The following is a 20,926-nucleotide window of genomic DNA, read 5'->3' on the forward strand; positions in this document are numbered from 1 at the left end:
GTTGACATCAGGAAATGTTAAGGTGAGGTGATCTTCCTTGTTGGACCGACTTCAATCCTTAGCTGATCGCTATGAGAAGCTGAGCGAATTATTATGTGATCCCGATGTAGCTAGTGATACGAAGAAGCTAAGAGATTACTCCAAGGAGCAATCTGATTTACAGCCTGCGTATGAAGCTTATACGGAATATAAAAATGTCATGTCAGAGCTAGAAGCTGCAAAAGCAATGCAAGCAGAAAAGCTAGATGACGAGATGCGTGAAATGGTAAAAATGGAGATTGATGAGCTGAGTACAAGACAACGTGAGCTAGAAGAATCCATTCGTGTGCTGTTGCTCCCTAAAGATCCTAATGACGATAAAAACGTTATTGTGGAAATCCGTGGTGCAGCTGGTGGGGATGAGGCGGCATTATTTGCAGCGGACCTGTACCGGATGTATACACGTTTTGCAGATACGCAAGGCTGGAAGGTTGACTTGATGGATGTGAATGAAAGTGATCTTGGTGGATTCAAAGAGGTCATTTTCATGATTAACGGACGTGGCGCTTACAGCAAAATGAAATACGAAAGTGGTGCACACCGTGTGCAACGTATTCCTGCGACAGAATCAGGTGGACGTATTCATACTTCAACTTCAACGGTAGCGGTAATGCCTGAAGCAGAAGAGGTCGACATTGAAATCTTGGACAAAGATATTCGTGTTGACACATTTTGTTCGAGTGGTGCAGGTGGACAGTCCGTTAATACAACCAAATCAGCGGTACGTGTAACGCATATTCCTACAGGAATTGTGGCAACTTGTCAGGATGGCAAATCTCAAAACTCTAATAAAGATAAAGCATTACAGGTGCTTCGTGCGCGTATCTCTGATATGATGCGTCAAGAAGAGGAAGCCAAATATGCGGGTGAACGGAAAAGTAAAGTGGGTACAGGAGATCGTAGTGAACGTATTCGTACTTACAACTATCCACAAAGTCGCGTAACGGATCATCGTATCGGTTTAACTTTGCATAAATTGGATTCTGTGATGAACGGTGAAATTAATGAGTTTGTATCTGCATTAACCATTGCAGAGCAAGCAGAATTGATGGATAAAGGAGAATAACTCATTGAACGATTACAGATATACGTTATCTGATTCGCTCAATATTGCTGAAGCCCGAAATGAGGCTTCTTCTTTTTTAGAGCGGGCAGGTGTGAGTGAGACTAAATCTAATGTAGAGCTACTGCTTAGACATGTGTTGGGTCTGTCAGGTGCAGCTTATTTAGCTGCGCTTCGTGATCCTTTTCCGCAGGATAAATTGAAGGTGTGGGAAGAAGTTATTGAGCGTAAAGCGAAGGGAGAGCCTGCTCAATATATTATTGGGGAGCAGGAGTTTTATGGGCTACCCTTCAAGGTAACGTCTGCGGTACTAATTCCACGTCCAGAAACAGAATTGCTTGTTGAAGCTGTGATTCAGGCGGGGGATGAGGTGTGGTCGCGACGGAGATCGTCTGCAACTACTTCCTCATCAATAGCATCATTAAGAGAAGTAAAGCTCGATCAATTTGATGCCCAGCCTTTTCCCAAAGTGGTGGACATCGGCACAGGGAGTGGCGCCATTGCGGCAGCGGTGAAGCATCTACGTCCACAGTGGCAGGTAGAGGCAAGTGACATTTCTCCTGAAGCACTCCAAGTAGCGCGTGAAAATGTGGCTACACTTGGACTCGAAGTTTCATTTCGTCAAGGGGACTTGTTAGCTCCCTTTGCAGGTGAGCTCGTGGATATTATTATTTCCAATCCTCCGTATATTCCAGCTTCTGATATCGAGGAGCTACAGCCAGAGGTACGCGATTATGAGCCTAGAGGTGCACTGGATGGTGGGGATGATGGACTAAATCCATACCGAATCATGATGGAGCAGCTCCCTTTGCTGGCGCAACCTCCTAAAGTAATCGGCTTTGAGCTTGGAATGGGACAAGCAAGAGAGGTAGCTACGTTATTAAAGGAGACAGGACTGTTCAGAGAAATTCGCATTATACGTGATCTTGCGGATATAGAGCGACATGTAATTGGACTTATTTAAGAGGAAAAGGTAGGGGATGTCAGTATGAATCTAGATTTGAATGAGAATGTAAGCATGAACACGAAACAAACATCTGCTACACAATTTCATTTTGATAAATTTCCTATGCTTCATACAGAACGTTGTATTTTAAGGAAAGCAACGGACGAGGATCATGTTTTGCTGTTAGAATTGTATGGAAATCCTAAGGTGGTGGAATTTTTACCTCTGGATATCTTCACATCAATAGAGGATGCTGAGGGAGAGATCAGCTGGTATCGTTCCATTTTTAAAAACAAAACAGGGCTTCGCTGGATTATCGAGGATCGAGATTCTGGCAGAGCGATTGGCACTTGTGGATTTTTAGGTTATGAGTCTGAGCATTTTCGGGCTGAGCTTGGTTATGATCTGCTAGAGGACTATTGGGGAAAAGGGCTAATGAAAGAGGTTATACAGGAAGTCGCTACGTTTGGCTTTGAACAAATAGGCTTAAATAAAATTGAAGCCAAAGTCACACCCGAAAATATGGCTTCACAACGGTTGTTAGAAAAGCTCGGGTTTTCCCGTGAAGGGCTACTAAGACAACATGAATTTGAAAAAGGAAGCTTTGTGGACATACTCGTGTTGTCTAAGCTGAGAGCAGAACATATTCGTTAATACTTTAGGAACATAGATGTTAATAAAATGATAAAAAGGGTCATGTGATACGTATTTGCATGGCTCTTTTTTTGATGTAAATCAAAATAATGATTATTGTCACAAGGAAAGTAAGGGATTGGTGTTAGTATTAAATAAATGTAAATTTTAGAAACTTTTGAATATAAATATTTGATAATTAGTTTATCTTATTAAATAGGAGAAGGGGCTGGTGTGCATGTTTAAGCTAAATAGTAAACTTGTTATAACTATTTTAGTTTTATTTTTTTTGATCACTGTGATTAACTTGATAACAAGTAGTGAGTCAAGTGGTTTAGCTTACGGAATAATAAGTTATGCGTTGTTTTTGATAAATACATCTAAAATCACAAAATATGATTATATCTTTGTAAGTAGTTTAGTTTTTGGAGGTATTTTAGATGTGGTTACAATATTCTATAAAAACATGCTAATAACAAATTTATATTCTGTACTTATTACTGCTTTAGCTATTTTCGTGTATTTCAAAAAGGGAACTAGTCACGAGTAAAATTAGTCCCCGTACTTTATTATGCACTTAAACAGGGCTATTTTATTGGAATGTATAAATCTATCATAGAATCAGGATGATCATAACCTAAGTATCGGTGATCATATAACTCTAAATCCTCTCGATCATCCACCTCCTCCTTGGTGTTAAGCAGCCATGTCCCCCAAATATAATTGAAGGTTTGGAGAAGATTATGTATAGAGCCTTTATGCGTGAATACAGCGTAACGTCCACCTGTAATCGTCTTTTGAACAAAATTTTCAGGAAGCCCATTAAAAGAGTCTACCTCTATACCCACAACCTCTGTATATCGTATTTCAGGACTCATTGAATATATATCGTTCTCGTTACAAGCTTCACAGATACCAAAACAACGCTGTGGCATAGAGAGGTGGGGAATTTGAGTATGCATTCTAAAAAAATGCTGCCATAACATAGCGATTTTATTGTCCTTAAGTGAAGTCTCTCCACGTATTCCAGCCACTTTAATCTCAGGAATCTCTACAATCTCAGGATGTACAGTAACATTCGAAGTAATATGCTCCAATAAGTGGGGACGCAGCTCAATTTTAGATCCAACAAACGTTTCAAGTCGATTGATACGGTATTCCTGTGGACTAACCTTGTATATAAATTTAAAGGCGCGACTATAAGACTCGGGAGATTCAAAGCCGCTTTCAAGGGCAATGTCTATAATCTTTTTATTAGTAAATAGCAAGCTCTGTGCGCTATTCGCTAGACGTCGCTTCTTAATGTAACTTCCGATGCTTTCACCTAATATGGCAGTGAATTGACGGTTCAAATGATAATATGAGTAGCCCGCCGCCTTCGCAACCTCCTCTACCTTAATTGTCCCACCGAGATTTTCCTCAATATATACAATGGCCTGCTCTAAAGTTAATCGATAGTCCACAGGAGTCCTCCTCTTTTAATTACATTAAATTATGAACTTGAAACATCTCTTTAGGTGCTTTCTCCATAATAATTTGAATATGGTTTATCGAATCTGGTAAGGGCTGCTTAATATCATATGTTCTCCACCCATTCTCTGCTCGGCCACCCCAACATAGTTCTAATAAACCGTCTGCGGGCGAAATCACCATACTTTTCGTGGTACCAAAGAAGTCCTCAAAGTAATGAGAGCATAGCCCATCTGGATATTTAGACAGTAGCATATTCTTCAGATGCTCGCTGGTTATCCCAGATAACCCTTCTAACTGTGACTCGATCCATTTGCCTCGTACCAGAGAGTGAACTGCTGCTATAGGCTCATGGGGAAATAACTGTGGGAAAACGGGATGATTGGTTGCCCAAAGGGATTGATCTAGTGTATCCGAATGAATCAATTTGGTTGCCTGATGCCCATCTATTATTTCTACTAAGGCTGCATTCCCCTTTTTATCTACTAGCATAAGGTTAATATTGCATGCAATTGGCATCCCCTTCATATACTTTAGACATTCTTCTACATCCTTACAATTCTCAAGTAAAGCCCGAATGACAGCCCAGAAATGAAGACCTTTGATTTTTGGCGCACGCATAAAGGGGAGAGCTCCTACAGGGAATCCACAAGCGCTCATGGTAACAGCAAGTCCATGCTCATTAAATCCATCATCTCGCCCAAAGCCGATCGTACTAGTACCCATGTGTGTATATTTGCCTCCCACCGAAGTTCTAACGAGCACAAAATCTTCAATTTGGTGATTGAATTCATAGTTACGGGCTAACAAAGGCTTATTTTGTGCAGTTATGCTTGGTAGAACAGCAATTTGACTACATCTCGGAATCAGATATGTCATTGCATAGTATGCGATTTGTCCCGAATCCACTTCTAGTGCATCTGCGAAGCCTTGAATTTCTTCTGTAACTCCAGGACACCACTTATCTAATAAGTTCATTACTTCTTGAACCTGTTCTTGGCCAAAGCCTTCAAGTGGACGTGTATGACTCTCTTTGAGTGCAGGGATTTGGGCAGCTATTGCCCCCAATTTAAAGCCGATCTCATAATTGGAACCTTGTAAATTAAGTGTATGGGTTGGAATATTTAACATGGTGTTTGCCTCCTTTTTCCTCAGTTTAACGTTAAGAAGGGAGGTGTACATGATATTTTCTGCTGTTTTTAATTGTAAAGCTCAATTTGAAACTTTTCCGCGTTTATTTTCGTTTAATTATTCATAAGCAATGAAATAGCCATGAAATCAAAATAAGGCATTTTTGTTATTAGACTTAAGCACCGTTGTGCCGTACAATAGAACAGAAATGAGCTAGTGGCTAGGAGGAGAACATACAAATGCTAAATAAGCTCAAAAAGATTGATTTTGTCATTGTAGTTATTTTGGCATTATTAATGGTGATCAGTATAGCTGTGTTATACAGTGCAACGATGAACACTGCCTATCATGGGTATCATATAAAAATGCTTCGTTTTTATTTGTTAGGTTTTGTTGCCTTCGCTGGGATTTCATTAGTTGATTTTAAAATCTATATGAAATATGCACCGTATATTTACGGAGTAGGTCTGTTATTGATCGTCGTCGTTATGTTTATTGGTAACACGTACCATAATGCAACAGGCTGGATGACCTTGCCTGGGGGGATTAGCTTTCAGCCCGCCGAATTTTTTAAATTAGTACTCATTATTTCATTAGCTCATATCCTTATTCGTAAACGGAAAAAGAGCTTGCTTTTTTGGCGAGACGTCTTACCGATTTGTCTAATAACCTTTATTCCTTTTGCCATTGTAATGGCACAAAACGACTTAGGAAATGCACTCAGCTACCTTGTTATACTAGTTGGCATGCTGTGGATTGGAAATGTAAAGTATACTCATGCGTTGATCGCCTTCGTGATTTTTGCGGGTTCCCTATTTGGAGGAATTACTGCGTATAAAACCTACCATGATGATCTCTATAAATATTTTGAGAAAATTAAACGTGAGCACTGGGTTGAACGGATTGATCCTTGGTTGGTGCCAGAAAAGGCGACAGCCAAAGCGATTTATCACACCAAAAATGCGAAGCTAGCGATCGCATCGGGTGGTATGACAGGTGAAGGCTTTATGAAGGGCGAAACCGTTCAGTCTGAGCGTGTACCCCTTACCTATTCAGATTCTATTTTTGTTGTAGTAGCAGAGGAATTTGGATTTATTGGTTCGTCGATTTTGCTATTACTGTATTTTGTCCTTATTCACCGACTTATTTTGATTTGTCTGGAATCGCGAGACCATACAGGGCCGTACCTCATTGTCGGTATTGTAGCCATGCTGCTGTATCAGATTTTTGAAAATATCGGTATGTTTATTGGCTTAATGCCACTAACAGGAATCACGTTGCCATTTATTAGCTTTGGCGGTACGTCACTGATCATTAATATGGCTTGTATGGGTATAGCGATGAGTGTCAAAATATATGGAAACGAAAAAGAAGCGGAGCATGTTAGCGAATCCGGTTATACAATGTCCAAAGTATAAATGTCTGAGAAGAATGATGGAGCTATTACTTCAAGCACAGATTACTGTGTCAGTAATGGCTCTTTTTTTGAACTCTTTTAAAAGTTTAATAGATTACTAGTTTAGATCCCCTCATTGCTGGACATACTGAAAACATAAAGCAATGAAGCGATGAAGGGGTGCTTATAATTATGAATTCATCTAAAAAGCAAGCTGCAATTATCGTATTTATCATTTTAATGCTAGTGATGTCATGGGAGTCTCAAAAAATAGATGCTGCTGTTGTAGATAACCAAATTCCGAGTGATGCGATTCGTCTTAGAATTTTAGCAAACTCTGATGGGGCAGGGGACCAAGTATTGAAGCGCCGTGTGCGTGATGCGGTTGTTGAACAAATGAATGAGTGGGTGAAGCAGCTAGATGAACCCCAAAACGTTGATCATGCTCGTAAGCTGATTGCTTCTCATTTATCCGAAATCGAAACGACGGTAGGTAATACTTTGAAATCAAGCGGGTATAACTATACTTATCATGTAGAGTTAGGTAAGGTTCCTTTCCCTACTAAAATGTATGGGGGTGCTGTTTATCCAGCGGGTGATTATGAGGCGGTTAGAGTAACTTTAGGCAAAGGGGAAGGGAAAAACTGGTGGTGTGTATTGTTCCCGCCGCTTTGCTTCGTAGATGCAGGAAGTGGAGATGCATTAGCTTCTGCGGATGCTGCAAATGTAACTGATGGTACACAAGCAAGTGCAGAAAATACAGAAGTTCGCTTTTTCCTTTGGGACATGCTTACCTCCTTGTGGGGATGGGTTACAGGTTTGTTTGCCTAATCCTTCGTGTTATAATCTAATATTATTAAACTATAATGACATAGATTCGGGATGATAGAATTGACAATTACAGATAACAATGGTGAACAGTATAATTTTAAGGCTATCGACAAGCAAGGCTGGGGAGGGACACGTTGGTGGAATGTGTTGCCCTTAAATGCAAGCTTTGAAAGCCATGGAGAAGAAAATTTTGATGACAGCTCAGGTGAGCTAGAGGATGCTAGAGCGGCGATGCTTGAAGCGGCGGAGGTGCTTGCGCTTGGCGGGACTGTTGCATTTCCGACAGAAACCGTATATGGGCTTGGGGCAGATGCAAGAAATACAGAGGCGGTACAACGTATTTTTACTGCAAAGGGTAGACCCTCTGACAACCCCCTTATCGTTCATATTGCGAAAAAAGAGCAGCTAGCTGAATTGGTGATGGGTATAAATAAAACCGAAGAGGTATTGATCCAGCATTTTTGGCCAGGACCGTTAACCTTAGTGCTCCCTGTAAAGCAGGGGGCTGTTTCGCCGTTGGTCACAGCAGGATTATCTACAGTTGCGGTACGAATGCCTGATCATGAGATCGCATTACAGCTTATAGCAGCGTCTAACTGCCCAATCGCAGCACCAAGTGCGAATCGTTCTGGTCGCCCAAGCCCAACAAAAGCAAGACACGTTGGTGAGGATTTAGCAGGGTCAATTTCTGGTATCGTCGATGGAGGAGCAACGGGAGTTGGTGTCGAATCTACAGTAGTGCAGGTGGAAAAAGAAGGAAATATTACAATTCTTCGCCCAGGTGGAATTACATTGGAGCAATTGTCTGATCTGCATTTAGGTGAGGTTAAGTTGGACCCAGCTCTGCTAATGGATACAACGAGCCTAAACCCTGACGGGACACTGGAAAATGACATAAAAAGCTTCTTCATGGAAAATGCATCAAATAAGAACCATGAACAAGCTCCTATCGCACCTAAGTCACCAGGTATGAAATACAAGCATTACGCACCGCGTGGACAATTATACATTGTCAGAGGGGATGACCCTAAGCAGGTTTCAGCTTATATTCAGGCAGGCCTAACACGAGCCAAGGCACAACAGGAAAAGACAGGTGTAATTGCGTTTGAAGAACAGATTGCCAACTATGATGCAGATGTAGTGGTTTCTTTAGGGGCAATGAAGCATTTGGAGACAGCGGCTCATCGGTTGTACGATGCATTAAGAACAATGGACGAGCAAGAGGTCACTTTTATATTAGCAGAAGGTTGTCCAGAGCAAGGGGTTGGTGCTGCAATCATGAATCGGTTGTTAAAGGCGGCGGGCCATCGGATCGTTGATCTTTAATTTTTATATAAAAAATGAAAGGAGAGTGATCGCCTATGGAGATGTTTGAAATTGTACTCATTATGCTTATATTAATTGGGCTTTCTAACGTGCTTAATCGTTTTATTCCATTTATTCCGGTTCCCTTATTTCAAATTGTATTAGGAACAGGAGTTGCATTGCTCCCTACAGGTATACATATGGAGCTAAATACTGAGCTGTTTTTGCTCATGTTCATTGCTCCGCTACTTTATAACGATGGAAAAAGAACGCCTAGAGAAGAATTGTGGAACTTGCGCTCGCCTATATTGTTGTTAGCATTAGGGCTAGTATTTGTAACTGTATTTGCTGGTGGTTATCTAATTCATTGGTTAATTCCAACGATGCCGATGCCAGCCGCATTTGCACTTGCCGCGATCTTATCTCCTACAGATGCTGTAGCTGTTAGTGCTTTAGCGGGGAGAATATCACTACCCAAAGGCATATTACGCCTGCTTGAAGGAGAATCGCTTGTTAATGATGCTTCAGGGTTGGTTGCTTTTAAATTCGCAGTGGCGGCGATGGTCACTGGCACATTTTCGATTGGTGAAGCGACATGGAGCTTTATTTATATCGCTGTTGGTGGTTTTTTGTGTGGGGTTGTTGTCTCCTTCCTGATCGTATGGTTAAGAGTATTCTTACGCCGTCTAGGGATGGAGGATGTGACGATCCATATGCTGCTACAGCTACTCACGCCCTTTGTCATTTATTTATTTGCCGAGGAGTTGGGGTTTTCAGGAATTTTAGCGGTGGTTGCAGGTGGAATTGTGCATGCGATTGAGCGTGATCGTACAGAATCGCTTCAGGCAGAGCTTCAGGTCGTGTCTAAAAATACATGGAGCGTCATCATTTACATTTTAAATGGGCTCGTATTTGTCATTATGGGATTGCAAATCCCAGATGCGACAGCAACAATTTGGCAAAACCCTGATTATAGCAACCTTCAAGTGTTAGGGTTTATCGGCATTATTTCTTTATCCTTGATTTTAATCCGCTTTATCTGGGTGTATTTATTTTGGGAAGGCTCTTGGTTGCTGGGGAGTGGCAAACAGATGGGGAAACCTAAGCTGATGTCTTCAGTACTCATTTCCTTGTCAGGTGTACGCGGGGCTGTCACCCTGGCCGCGGCATTGTCGATTCCTTATGTCATTTCAGGAGGTGCCCCTTTTCCAGAAAGGGATCTCATTATTTTCATCTCGGCAGGTGTCATTTTATTTTCACTAGTAATTGCAAGTGTCATGCTTCCACTTCTATCTCAAAACCCGTCGGAGCATGCCGCAGAAGAAGCTAAGTGTGAGGATGAAGCGAAAGCTGCATTGCTTAAAGCAGGTATATTAGCCATTCGGGAGCAGACCACCCCAGAAAATAGCTTTGCGGCCAAACTCGTTGTAGCGGAATATGAGAATCGCTTGAGAAAATTGGAAAATAATGAAGAAGAGATTCTTGATGTGAAGCGTCATAAGCAAGAGATTAAGCTTAGAATGATTGGGCTTGAGGCGGAACGAGCCGCCATTCAAAAAATGATAGATAATGAAGAGCTTACAGGAGAGCTTGCCCAGCGAATTGAACAAACGATGAATCAAATGGAAATGATTATTTCTAGTCGCGTCAAGATGGTGATCATGGTTTCTTGGATTCGTTTGCGTCGACTGCTCTTCAAACAATTTTATAAAAAGCAAGCTGAATTACATGAATGTGATCTCCAGCGATTAAGACAAGTTCGGGTTGTGTCTTCTCAAGCTGCAATTAAAGCGATAAAAGGTCAAATGAATGTTACTAATCGGGTTGCAGGGTTAAACATTATTCAGCATTATAAGAACCTTATTGCACGATTGGAGCAGCAGGATATGACTCGATCGGTGCAGGATGAATGGTTTAGTGAGCATAAAAATGAGCTACAAATAGCTGCCATTCAAGCAGAGCGAAATGAAATTCAGCATATGTTCCAGCGTGGTGAAATTACTCGTGACTATGCTGCTAAGCTTCGTCAATACATTAATTATATCGAAGCGGGCATTTTGTATTCTGATTTAGAAGAAGAATAGAAGAAAAGTTGAAGAAAGAGTGTCTGTTTTAGCTCTGATAAGGTCTGATTTTCCTCCTTTGTGCATAGGTTGTACAAGACTAGTGAACATGGGGGAAAAGATAATGGCAGTTGCTTATGCTTATCTAGGTGAATGGGTCACGATCATATTGATGGCTTTAGCACTAGGCATGGATGCCTTTTCATTGGGAATTGGCATTGGAATGAAAGGGATTCGTAAAAAAGAAATTTTGCTTATAGCGAGTGTTGTTGCTTTTTTTCATATATTAATGCCCTTATTAGGAGTAGCAACCGGACAATATGTAGGTCGCTTGCTAGGGGAGCTATCCCAATATGTGGCAGGTGGTTTACTAGCTGTACTTGGTGGACATATGATTTATAATGCATTGAAGGACGGGGAAGTACAGATGATCTCTCACCAGTCCTTTCTTGGTATTTTATTATTTTCACTCAGCGTAAGCATTGATTCCTTTTCTATTGGGATCACATTGGGAATGTTTCATGCCAATTTATGGCTTATCGTTTTATTGTTTGGATTTTGTGGTGGGTTATTATCTATGTCAGGACTAATGTTAGGCAAAAAGGTTGGTCGTAATTTAGGGGAATATGGTGAAGCAGTTGGTGGTGCAATCTTGTTGGCCTTTGGACTACTATTTATATTTTGATAAATAATACTAATTTGATAAACTATACGAATAAGTGAAGCAAAACAAGACAAGCTTCTGGGGGTGAACAATCAATGATGCGAATCTTATTTGTTTGTACAGGGAATACATGTCGTAGCCCAATGGCGGAAGGGATTTTGCGTAAATTGGCAGCAGAGCGCAAGCTGGAGGTTGAGGTTTCCTCTGCGGGAGTAGCTGCGGTGGATGGTCTTCCAATTTCTAAGCATGCTCAAGGCGTGCTTGCAGATCAAGGGATTCAAGATGAGATTAGCTCCAAAAAATTAAGCGCAGAATTAGTGGAATGGGCGGATATCATTTTGACATTAACTGGTGCTCATCGCCGTTACGTTATTCAGAGCTTTCCAGAGGCAGTGGAAAAGACATATATTTTAAAGGAATATGTGACAGAGGATACAGAGCAAGCTGAGCTACGTGAGCTAATGGCTGAATTTGAGATGAGTAAGGCGATTGGGAAGGAACTTGAACCCGCGCGGTTAGAGCGACTTAGAGAGCTATACCATGCGATGCCAGGTTATGATGTTTCGGATCCGTTTGGTGGCTCAAGAGAAGATTATGATATTGTAGCTCAGGAGATTACAGAAGCAATTAATAAGCTATTGGACAAGCTTGCTGAGTAAACTGCTAAAAAATCAAGGTTGATTTTACTGCTATCATGTTTTATTCTTAATGAAGATAGCAAGGATCCGATGTAACTGGCGACGAAATGGAGTATACCATGATGGAGCATCGGAACATACGGCCGGTCGCCTGGGCAAAGAGCAAAACACAGTTACCTGTGTTCTGCTCTTTTTTTCAAAATATAGAGATATATGAGAAAGGACTTGCAGAAATGGATACAGCTTTCGTACCAGATCAAATTGCAAAGCAAGCAACACTTGTATTAAAGGAGTTAGTTGAGGTAGGTCATCTTGGTCAAGGTAGCTTAGTCGTAATTGGAGCTAGCACAAGTGAGGTGGCGGGCAAAAAAATTGGAACAGCCGGTCAAATCGACATCGGTGCGGAGTTGTATGCAGGATTAGCGGAGGTAAGCCGTGAGCTTGGACTTCATCTTGCCTTTCAATGCTGTGAACATTTAAATCGTGCACTTGTTGTTGAACGTCATGTTTTACGCCAGTTCAGTTTAACAGAGGTTGCGGCGGTGCCAATTCCTGGCGCTGGGGGTTCAATGGCAGCAACGGCGTATAAATTGATGGATACTCCTTGTTTAGCTGAAAGCATTCAGGCTGACGCAGGCATCGATATTGGGGAAACGATGATCGGGATGCACCTTCGTCCTGTTGCAGTTCCAGTAAGAACCTACATTCGTTTTATTGGTCACGCTAGAGTGAACGCCGCTTGGACTCGTCCGAAGCTTATTGGTGGGGCGAGGGCACAATATGCGCAAGCAGAGACATCTGGTAATACAAGCAGCTGTGAGTAAGGTATTAACAACTTTATCATAAACAATCAAATTCACTTATTCGGGAGGAAATGGAACATGGATCAATTGAAGAAGCAAGACCCTGCTATATTAGAGGCAATGAATTTAGAGCTACATCGTCAACAAAACAATATCGAGCTGATTGCCTCTGAGAATATCGTCAGTGAAGCAGTAATTGAAGCAATGGGTTCTGTACTAACGAACAAGTATGCAGAAGGATATCCGGGAAAACGTTACTATGGTGGCTGTGAGCATGTGGACATTGTTGAAAACATTGCTCGTGACCGTGCAAAGGAATTGTTTGGTGCAGAACACGCTAACGTACAACCTCATTCTGGTGCACAAGCGAACCTTGCGGTTTATTTGACGGCATTAAAGCCAGGTGACACTGTACTTGGGATGAACTTATCACATGGGGGTCACCTTACGCATGGTAGTCCTGTTAATGCTTCAGGATTGCTGTATAACTTTGTTTCCTATGGCGTTCAAGAGGATAGCTTCTTGATTGATTATGATGAAGTGCGGAAGGCGGCGTTTAAGCATCGCCCTCGTCTAATTGTAGCTGGAGCAAGTGCATATCCGCGCATTATTGATTTTGAAAAGCTAGGTCAAATTGCGAATGATGTAGGCGCATTGTTTATGGTCGATATGGCACATATCGCAGGTTTGGTTGCAGCAGGTCTTCATCCAAATCCAGTACCTCATGCACATTTTGTGACCACAACTACACATAAAACGTTACGTGGACCTCGTGGTGGTATGATTTTATGTCGCCAGCCTTGGGCAGCAGCGATCGATAAAGCGGTATTCCCTGGTACACAAGGTGGACCATTGATGCATGTGATCGCTTCTAAAGCGGTAGCACTTGGTGAAGCCTTAGCACCTGAATTTAAGACATATGCACAAAATGTAATTGATAATGCAGCAACTTTAGCAGCTACACTTGTTGAGGAAGGCTTAAACCTTGTTTCTGGAGGTACAGACAACCACTTAATGCTGATCGATACGCGTAATTTGAATATTACAGGTAAAGACGCTGAACATGTGCTTGATGCTGTGGGCATTACTGTGAATAAAAACTCTATTCCGTTTGATCCAACAAGTCCATTTGTGACAAGTGGAATTCGTGTAGGTACGCCTGCGGTGACTTCTCGTGGTATGGACCAAGAAGCGATGAAGGTGATTGGTAAAACGATTGCGCTTGTGTTGAAAAATCCGAAGGATGAAGCAAGCTTAGCAGAGGCACGCAAAAATGTAGCGGAATTAGCTTCTAAATTCCCGATTTACACAGGACTTCGCTACGAATAAAACAGAATGCTTCTAGCTCATAATAATTGAAGCTACTTAAACGTTGTTAAAACAAACCTCTAGTCATAATGAACATTGTGATTGGAGGTTTTTGTTTGTATGCTCATGGCATTCGCTTAGCGACAGTGATATAATAAACGGGATTTGTAGAAAAAGACTCAGCAATATACCGGAGGGACTAACAATGCCAAAATTGGTGATATGCGATCATCCGTTGATCCAACACAAACTTACAATGATTCGCGATATGCGGACAAACACGAAAGACTTTCGTGAATTAGTAGATGAAGTAGCTACATTGATGGCTTACGAAATTACGCGCGAAATTCCTTTAGAGGAAATTACAGTACAGACTCCTGTGGCAGAAGCGAAGGTACGTGTAATTGCAGGACGTATGCTTGGGCTAATTCCAATTTTACGAGCAGGACTTGGCATGCTTGATGGCGTTCTGAAATTGTTGCCAGCTGCAAAGGTAGGGCATGTTGGTCTATTCCGTGATCCTGTCACTTTACAGCCTGTAGAGTACTATTTGAAGTTGCCTACAGATGTGCAAGAACGTGAACTGATTGTCATTGATCCTATGCTAGCTACTGGGGGATCTGCAATTGCAGCGATTGATGCACTTAAAAATCGTGGTTGTACTCAAATTAAAATGATGAATCTTATTGCAGCACCTGAAGGTGTACAAGCTGTGCATGAAGCGCATCCTGATGTTGATATTTATGTGGCTGCTTTAGATGAACGATTAGATGAACATGGATATATTATTCCAGGTCTTGGTGACGCTGGTGACCGTCTATACGGAACAAAATAATATTCCCTCGTAGGAGCAGCAAGAGATAAGCTGTGGAAAGGAAGCCGTTATGTCTAAAATTAAAGTGATGACGATATTTGGTGTGCGACCAGAAGCGATTAAAATGGCGCCACTTATTCTCGAATTACAAAAGCATCCTGAACATATTGAATCAATAGTATGTGTAACTGCACAGCATCGTGAAATGCTGGACCAAGTGCTTGATGTATTTAAAATCGTACCTGACTATGATTTGGATGTCATGAAACCAAGCCAGACGTTAAACGAGATTACAATTCGGGTGCTCCAAGGCTTGGAGGGAGTGCTTCGTGAAGCGAAGCCGGATATTGTGCTGGTGCATGGAGATACACTTACTACTTTCCTTGCCAGCTATGCCGCCTTTTTGCAAGGAATTAAGGTTGGACATGTGGAGGCGGGCTTGCGCACGTGGAATAAAATGTCTCCTTATCCAGAGGAAATGAACCGTCAATTAACGGGTGTTCTGGCTGATTTACATTTTGCGCCAACCTCAGGTGCAGCTGGGAATTTGTTAAAGGAAAATAAGCCAAAGTCAAGCATATATATCACAGGCAATACAGTAATAGATGTGTTTCAATATACTGTACAGCCCGATTATAAAGATTCTGTGCTTGAATGGGCCCAAGGCAAACGCCTTATTTTAATGACGGCTCATCGTCGTGAATCGCAAGGAGAACCACATTTAAACATTTTCCGTGCAATCCGTAGAATTGCAGATGAATTTGAGGATATTGCCATCGTTTATCCTGTTCATCCAAGTCCTGCGGTTAAGATTCCGGCGTATGAACACTTGGGAAATCATCCTAGAATTAAGCTCATCGACCCTCTTGATGTTGTGGATTTGCATAACTACTATCCACATACACATCTGATCCTAACGGATTCTGGTGGCTTGCAAGAAGAAGCGCCTACACATGGCGTACCTGTACTCGTCTTGCGTGACACAACAGAGCGTCCAGAAGGAATTGAGGCCGGTACGCTAGAGCTTGTTGGCACCGATGAGGAGATGGTTTATGAACGTACGAAGGTATTGCTCAGTGACAAGGAAACATATACCAAGATGAGTCTTGCGGCCAACCCATTTGGGGATGGGCATGCATCAAGAAGAATTGTGGAAGCAATTTTACATCATTTTGGAGTAGTGAGTGAACGTCCTGAGGAATTTAAGGTATAAAATGGAACAAAAGTACTAATGTTCTAGTTCAGAAGCACCGACCATACATATGAACTGTATGGTTTGACGCTTTCACAGTGATCATTATCACATTTGTTAGCTTTTTTAAGTAATTGACAAAAAGTCGTCACATTCAGTAAAATGAGTTGGGATTAGTTTAAATAAGCTTAAAGGCTTATGAACAAGCTGCAATAGCGGTAGAATTGTGTCGAATTTTGTACAATCTTCTAAAATGTAGCTCCATGCATAAACTCCTTGCCAAAAAATTCCGATTATAATAAGGGAGCAAAGCGGTATATGCTGGTAAGGGTTATCGTTTTATATGCTTGTGACTGATATGCAGGACTTTTAATTATCAAAGTCAATGGAGGGAATGAAATGGATCAGCTACACTCCATTACTGTGACCGTAACGAGGATCACGATAATTATATTATCTGCCTTGTTTATGGGATGGGCTTTTCTTCCTGCACACCGAACTATCCTATCTGGAGTTATGTTGGGTCTGGTTGTTGGTTTGGTGAATACCACCTATCTTTCTAACAGAGTACGTAGACTAGCTCAAATTGTGGTAACTCAGGAGAATAGTCGCTTTAGTTTTGGCTTTCTAACGAGAATGTGTCTTGTGGTGCTCACCTTTGCGGTTGCATTTAGGCTTGATACTTTATCTATGGAAGCAACGATTTGTGCGCTATTTGTCCCACAGCTTCTTACGATCCCTGTCGGTATTTTTGTATCGCTTCGGAACAAGTCTTAACCAGTTTAAAGGGAAAGGAGGGAATCATATTTATGCATGATGCACCAATTATTAACCTTGGAGGCTTTCACCTAGATCTGTCTGCGGTTTTAATGTTGCTTGTTACGATGATTATCGTATTTGTCTTATGTTGGTTGGCAACAAGAAATCTGTCAGTTGAAAATCCATCTAAGGTTCAAAACTTTATGGAATGGATCGTTGAATTTGTACAAGGGATTATTGGAAGTGCTATGGATTCAAAGAAGGGAAGACCTTATTTATCTTTAGGTCTAACACTTATTCTTTTCATCTTTGTATCTAACTTGCTTGGTTTGCCATTAGGTATTGCCACAGAGGTGGATCATCCAGTCACTATTTTTGGATCTGTGATTGAGGCAACCGAAAATCTATCAGGCGGAGCACATGCTGAGATAATGTGGTGGAAATCACCAACCGCTGATATTTCTGTGACAGCTGGTTTAGCAGTGATTATCTTTATCCTGATGAACTATTTAGGAATTAAAAATAATCGCAAGCATTATTTCAAGCACTTTATTGAACCATTCCCAATCTTCTTACCGCTAAATATTATCGAGAACTTATCGAAGCCAATTGCACTTGCAATCCGGTTATTCGCGAATATTTTTGCGGGTGAGGTACTGATTACCGTAATTCTGAAATTGAAATTTATTGGTATTCCGTTTATGGGATTATGGCAAGGGTTCAGTGTTTTCGTAGGTGGACTTCAAGCTTACATTTTCACCATCTTAACCATGGTGTATATTGCTCAATATACAATCCATGATGAGAAGGCTCATTAAGGAAAGACATTAATAAACTCTAAAGGAACATCATGATGTTCATATCAAAGAGTTATTATATTTTAAAAAACTTTTCAAATTCTAAGGAGGATTTTTAAATGAACTTTTTAGCAGCAGCAATAGCAGTTGGTCTAGGAGCACTTGGTGCAGGTCTTGGTAACGGTATGATCGTAAGTAGAACAGTAGAATCTATCGCTCGTCAACCAGAAGCTACAAGCTCACTTCAAACAACAATGTTTATCGGTGTAGGTATCGTAGAGGTTGTTCCTTTGGCAGCAACAGTAATTTCATTCCTAATCATGTTTTCTTAATATTAAGGTTTGGCGGGGACGGCCGATGCCATCCGCGCCTTCGTTTTTAAAATGTAGATTTGTAGAGTAGTAACGTAAAGCTAACAATCTATATTTTCTACACGAAGCACCATAGTGCTTAATGGAAAGGGGTGCCATCAGTTGACAGTCTTATGGGAAAATATTTTGATTACCATGGTTGCATTTGGGATCTTGTATTGGCTATTGAATAAGTTTGCATTTGGGAAGCTATTTGCAGTTATGGAGCAACGTCGTGAACTGGTGCTTGGCCAATTAGAAGAAGCAAAGAAAACCAGAGAACAAGCTACTGTATATGTAGAAGAGCAAAAAGATGCGCTTAAACAGGCACGTCAGGAAGCCTTTGAAATTATCGAGCAATCGAAGCAAAGCAGCAGCAAGCAAGCTAAAGACTTACTTGAACAAGCTAAAGTTGATGCAACTCGTATTAAAACAGAGGCAGTGCGTGATATTGAAAGTGAACGTAACAAAGCAGTGGAAGCATTACGTGCTGAAATTGGTTCGTACTCCGTAGATATTGCATCTAAATTAATTCAACGTGAGGTTGAAACTAATCCGGCAGAGCAAGAAAAACTCGTTGATCAATATCTCGAAGAGGTAGGTAAAAAATCATGAGTCGCGAGGCTGTAGTTGCAAGCAGATATGCTAAAGCAATGTATGAAATTGCAGCACAGGAAGGTCGCACCTTAGAGACCGAGGATGAACTCCGTAGCTTAGTCGTTGTGTTAAACGATGACCAGCTAGTGAAGCAATTTATTGACAGTCCTAACGTTTCTGAATCTGAGAAATGGAAGGTTCTTGCGGCTGGATTAGAAGAAAAGGTTTCTAAGCCTGTTTTATCATTAGCGAAATTGATTATAGAACGAGGTCGTGTAGAAATTTTGCCGGAGCTTTTGAACAGCTATATCAAAATCACTAGTGATGCACTAGGTTTGGCTAATGCTACTGTGTATACAACATATCCTTTGAGCGAGCAGGAAAAGGAAAATGTAGCCACTGAGTTTGGCGCTTTACTAAACAAAAAGATTCGTGTCATTAACGAAATTGACTCGGAGCTATTGGGCGGGATGAAGGTCAGAATTGGTGATACATTGTATGATGGTAGTTTGGCTGGTAAATTAAAACGGCTTGAGAAGTCGTTTCGAAGACAAGCACTGTAGATAGGGGTGAAACACTTGAGTATCAGACCTGAAGAAATCAGTACACTGATTAAAAGTCAGATTGAACAATATAAATCAGAAATTGAAGTGGCCGAAGTTGGTACCGTTATTCAAGTTGGTGATGGTATTGCTCGTGTACATGGACTTGAGAACGCCATGGCAAACGAATTGCTTGAGTTTGAAAACGGCGTTTTTGGTCTTGCCCTCAACCTAGAGGAATCTAATGTCGGGGTCGTAATTCTAGGACCTTACAGCGACATTCGTGAGGGAAATCAAGTGAAGCGGACTGGACAAATTATGCAGGTTCCAGTTGGTGAAGCATTACTTGGACGTGTTGTAAATCCATTGGGCCAACCTGTTGATGGTAAAGGTGCAATTGAAACCACTGAATTCCGTCCAGTTGAAAATAACGCACCAGGCGTTATTGATCGTAAGTCTGTACATGAACCTATGCAAACAGGCATTAAAGCGATTGATTCCATGGTTCCGATCGGTCGTGGACAACGTGAGTTGGTTATCGGTGACCGTCAAACAGGTAAAACTGCGATTGCAATCGATACGATCATCAACCAAAAGGGCAACGGAGTAAAATGTATTTATGTTGCTATCGGTCAAAAGCAATCCACTGTTGTAAACGTAGTTGAAACGTTACGCCGTCATGGTGCTTTGGATTATACCATCGTAGTTACAGCAGCAGCTTCTGAGCCATCTCCACTCTTGTACATCGCACCATATGCTGGTGTAGCTATGGCTGAGTACTTCATGTACAAAGGCGAGCACGTGTTGATCATCTATGATGACTTGTCTAAGCAAGCAGCAGCTTATCGTGAATTGTCCTTGCTACTTCGTCGCCCTCCGGGTCGTGAAGCATTCCCAGGTGATGTATTCTACTTGCACTCCCGTTTGTTAGAGCGTGCAGCAAAATTAAGTGATGAGTTAGGTGGAGGCTCCATTACAGCACTTCCATTTATCGAAACTCAAGCGTCTGACGTATCGGCGTACATTCCGACGAACGTAATTTCCATTACAGATGGACAGATCTTCCTTGAGTCTGACTTATTCTACTCTGGTCAACGTCCAGCGATCAACGTTGGTATTTCCGTTTCCCGTGTAGGGGGTTCAGCACAGATCAAAGCGATGAAGAAGGTTGCTGGTTCCTTGCGTCTAGACTTGGCGCAATATCGTGAGCTTCAAGCGTTCTCTCAATTTGGCTCTGACCTTGATAAATCAACACAAGCTCGTTTGACTCGTGGTTCTCGTATGATGGAAATCCTAAAGCAAGGTGTCAACCAACCACTTCCAGTTGAGAAGCAAGTTGTGTCCTTGTACACTGCGGTTAAAGGATATCTTGATGACATTGCATTAAACGATGTTAGACGTTTTGAAGCAGAATTTTTGGCATTTGTAGATAGCGAGCATCCAGAAGTATTGCAATCTATTACAGATACTAAGGATTTAACTGCAGATAACGAAGCAGCATTAAAAGCAGCAATCGAGAAATTCAAACGTGGATTTGCATCCTCTCATTAATTTTTCGTCATAGTTAGCTGTGAAAATATAGATT

General features: G+C 41.4%; 21 protein-coding genes and 1 riboswitch. Of the genes, 19 read left to right on the forward strand and 2 right to left on the reverse strand.

Going from position 1 to position 20,926, the window contains the following annotated elements; all coding sequences use genetic code 11:
* Positions 1–37: 37 nt before the first annotated feature.
* The 3 genes from prfA to ABE099_RS14635 are packed head-to-tail and all read left to right on the forward strand — an operon-like array spanning position 38 to position 2,702.
* Positions 38–1,105 carry a peptide chain release factor 1 gene (gene prfA / locus ABE099_RS14625; RefSeq protein ID WP_430031877.1) on the forward strand — a complete coding sequence of 356 codons (1,068 nt, stop codon included), beginning with the start codon at positions 38–40 and terminating at the stop codon, positions 1,103–1,105.
* A gap of 4 nt (positions 1,106–1,109) precedes the next feature.
* Positions 1,110–2,066, forward strand: a complete 957-nt coding sequence (gene prmC, locus ABE099_RS14630; RefSeq protein WP_430031878.1) for a peptide chain release factor N(5)-glutamine methyltransferase — start codon at positions 1,110–1,112, stop codon at positions 2,064–2,066.
* A gap of 24 nt (positions 2,067–2,090) precedes the next feature.
* Positions 2,091–2,702, forward strand: coding sequence for a GNAT family N-acetyltransferase (locus ABE099_RS14635; protein WP_430031879.1), 612 nt, complete (start codon positions 2,091–2,093; stop codon positions 2,700–2,702).
* Positions 2,703–3,268: 566 nt separating this feature from the next.
* On the opposite strand, the gene ABE099_RS14640 is transcribed toward ABE099_RS14635, so the two are convergent.
* Positions 3,269–4,144 (reverse strand): AraC family transcriptional regulator, encoded by an 876-nt coding sequence (locus ABE099_RS14640; RefSeq protein ID WP_430031880.1) that lies wholly within the window; start codon positions 4,142–4,144, stop codon positions 3,269–3,271.
* Positions 4,145–4,163: 19 nt separating this feature from the next.
* Positions 4,164–5,282 carry a C45 family autoproteolytic acyltransferase/hydolase gene (locus tag ABE099_RS14645; protein WP_430031881.1) on the reverse strand — a complete coding sequence of 373 codons (1,119 nt, stop codon included), beginning with the start codon at positions 5,280–5,282 and terminating at the stop codon, positions 4,164–4,166.
* Positions 5,283–5,521: 239 nt separating this feature from the next.
* Between ABE099_RS14645 and ABE099_RS14650 the strand changes: the two genes are divergently transcribed.
* From ABE099_RS14650 to atpA, 16 genes are all read left to right on the forward strand, one after another.
* The gene (locus ABE099_RS14650; protein WP_430031882.1) at positions 5,522–6,700 is read left to right on the forward strand and encodes an FtsW/RodA/SpoVE family cell cycle protein; all 1,179 of its coding nucleotides are present in this window, start codon (positions 5,522–5,524) and stop codon (positions 6,698–6,700) included.
* 170 nt (positions 6,701–6,870) lie between these two features.
* Positions 6,871–7,509, forward strand: coding sequence for a stage II sporulation protein R (gene spoIIR, locus ABE099_RS14655; protein WP_430031883.1), 639 nt, complete (start codon positions 6,871–6,873; stop codon positions 7,507–7,509).
* Between the two features lie 51 nt (positions 7,510–7,560).
* Positions 7,561–8,835: an L-threonylcarbamoyladenylate synthase gene (locus ABE099_RS14660; RefSeq protein ID WP_430031884.1), complete on the forward strand. Its 1,275-nt coding sequence runs from the start codon at positions 7,561–7,563 to the stop codon at positions 8,833–8,835.
* Positions 8,836–8,870: 35 nt separating this feature from the next.
* On the forward strand, positions 8,871–10,898 hold the full coding sequence (locus tag ABE099_RS14665; protein WP_430031885.1) for a Na+/H+ antiporter: 2,028 nt from the start codon (positions 8,871–8,873) through the stop codon (positions 10,896–10,898).
* Positions 10,899–11,001: 103 nt separating this feature from the next.
* Positions 11,002–11,562 (forward strand): manganese efflux pump MntP family protein, encoded by a 561-nt coding sequence (locus tag ABE099_RS14670; protein ID WP_430031886.1) that lies wholly within the window; start codon positions 11,002–11,004, stop codon positions 11,560–11,562.
* 74 nt (positions 11,563–11,636) lie between these two features.
* Positions 11,637–12,200, forward strand: coding sequence for a low molecular weight protein arginine phosphatase (locus ABE099_RS14675; protein WP_430031887.1), 564 nt, complete (start codon positions 11,637–11,639; stop codon positions 12,198–12,200).
* A 61-nt stretch (positions 12,201–12,261) separates the two neighbouring features.
* Positions 12,262–12,343: riboswitch (ZMP/ZTP riboswitch) on the forward strand.
* Positions 12,344–12,412: 69 nt separating this feature from the next.
* Positions 12,413–13,003 (forward strand): TIGR01440 family protein, encoded by a 591-nt coding sequence (locus ABE099_RS14680; protein ID WP_430031888.1) that lies wholly within the window; start codon positions 12,413–12,415, stop codon positions 13,001–13,003.
* A gap of 57 nt (positions 13,004–13,060) precedes the next feature.
* Positions 13,061–14,311, forward strand: a complete 1,251-nt coding sequence (glyA, locus tag ABE099_RS14685) for a serine hydroxymethyltransferase (RefSeq protein WP_430031889.1) — start codon at positions 13,061–13,063, stop codon at positions 14,309–14,311.
* A gap of 184 nt (positions 14,312–14,495) precedes the next feature.
* Positions 14,496–15,125, forward strand: a complete 630-nt coding sequence (gene upp / locus ABE099_RS14690) for a uracil phosphoribosyltransferase (protein ID WP_430031890.1) — start codon at positions 14,496–14,498, stop codon at positions 15,123–15,125.
* A gap of 49 nt (positions 15,126–15,174) precedes the next feature.
* Positions 15,175–16,317 carry a non-hydrolyzing UDP-N-acetylglucosamine 2-epimerase gene (wecB, locus tag ABE099_RS14695; RefSeq protein WP_430031891.1) on the forward strand — a complete coding sequence of 381 codons (1,143 nt, stop codon included), beginning with the start codon at positions 15,175–15,177 and terminating at the stop codon, positions 16,315–16,317.
* Positions 16,318–16,695: 378 nt separating this feature from the next.
* Positions 16,696–17,073 (forward strand): ATP synthase subunit I, encoded by a 378-nt coding sequence (locus ABE099_RS14700; RefSeq protein ID WP_210090539.1) that lies wholly within the window; start codon positions 16,696–16,698, stop codon positions 17,071–17,073.
* A gap of 32 nt (positions 17,074–17,105) precedes the next feature.
* Entirely contained in the window at positions 17,106–17,873 is a 768-nt protein-coding gene (gene atpB, locus ABE099_RS14705; RefSeq protein WP_430031892.1) for a F0F1 ATP synthase subunit A, read from the forward strand.
* Positions 17,874–17,971: 98 nt separating this feature from the next.
* The gene (gene atpE, locus ABE099_RS14710; RefSeq protein ID WP_210090541.1) at positions 17,972–18,184 is read left to right on the forward strand and encodes a F0F1 ATP synthase subunit C; all 213 of its coding nucleotides are present in this window, start codon (positions 17,972–17,974) and stop codon (positions 18,182–18,184) included.
* Between the two features lie 141 nt (positions 18,185–18,325).
* Complete coding sequence (gene atpF, locus ABE099_RS14715; RefSeq protein WP_430031893.1) at positions 18,326–18,817, forward strand: F0F1 ATP synthase subunit B; 492 nt, start codon at positions 18,326–18,328, stop codon at positions 18,815–18,817.
* The gene (locus tag ABE099_RS14720) at positions 18,814–19,362 is read left to right on the forward strand and encodes a F0F1 ATP synthase subunit delta (protein WP_430031894.1); all 549 of its coding nucleotides are present in this window, start codon (positions 18,814–18,816) and stop codon (positions 19,360–19,362) included. The genes atpF and ABE099_RS14720 overlap by 4 nt, the downstream gene beginning before the upstream one ends.
* Positions 19,363–19,377: 15 nt before the next feature.
* Entirely contained in the window at positions 19,378–20,892 is a 1,515-nt protein-coding gene (gene atpA, locus ABE099_RS14725) for a F0F1 ATP synthase subunit alpha (RefSeq protein ID WP_210090544.1), read from the forward strand.
* Positions 20,893–20,926 lie beyond the last annotated feature (34 nt).

It is taken from the genome of Paenibacillus turicensis, assembly GCF_050461185.1.
In the GTDB taxonomy this organism is placed as follows: domain Bacteria; phylum Bacillota; class Bacilli; order Paenibacillales; family Paenibacillaceae; genus Fontibacillus; species Fontibacillus turicensis_A.